Genomic DNA, 587 nt, shown 5'->3' on the forward strand with positions numbered 1-587 from the left:
CGCCTGGTCGCACCACGCACAACCCCATACCGCTTGACACCAAACGACATGGGGTGTCTGACCCCGCCACCCGCCCGGCACACCACTACGCGCGCACAACCGGACAACCAGCACGGCCACTCCCGCCGTGCGGGTCGTCCGGCCACACTGAGCAGGTCCGTCGCCTCGAAGGAAGTGGTATGCACGCGTCGCCCCGACTCCCTCGCCGGACCGTGCCTGCCACCCGCCCCGGCCGCACCGCCTCGCGCCGAACCACCCGGGTCGGCCCCGAGGCGACGGCATGAACCTCCCGCCGGCACTCCTGTGTTACCGGACGCTGGTCATCGAGGGCGCCGAGGGCATCCCCCGCAACGGCCTCATCGCCCAGCTGGCCCACCACGGCTTCCCGATCCAGCACCTGGCGGCCCGCCTGGACCACGTGGACCCGACCCGGCCCTACCGTGAACTCCTCGCGGCACCGGGGCGCGTGGCCCTCGACGGCAGCATCATCCACGAACTCGTCTACGGACCGCTGCGCCGCGGCCACTGAACCGCCCCGGCTCGAATGGAGACTCGATTTCGTGAAAGGATCGAGTCATGGCACGACC

1 protein-coding gene is annotated in these 587 nt (G+C 70.9%); it reads left to right on the forward strand.

Annotated elements, in window-relative coordinates:
* The first annotated feature begins 280 nt into the window (after window positions 1–280).
* Complete coding sequence (locus GFH49_RS01575) at window positions 281–529, forward strand: hypothetical protein (RefSeq protein WP_155053912.1); 249 nt, start codon at window positions 281–283, stop codon at window positions 527–529.
* Window positions 530–587: the final 58 nt, after the last annotated feature.

This window comes from Streptomyces blattellae, from assembly GCF_009709555.1.
GTDB lineage: Bacteria > Actinomycetota > Actinomycetes > Streptomycetales > Streptomycetaceae > Streptomyces > Streptomyces blattellae.

Excerpts from the sequence above, each read along its gene's own strand:
- GFH49_RS01575 (WP_155053912.1), top strand. The coding sequence starts at position 281 with ATGAACCTCCCGCCGGCACTCCTGTGTTACCGGACGCTGGTCATCGAG.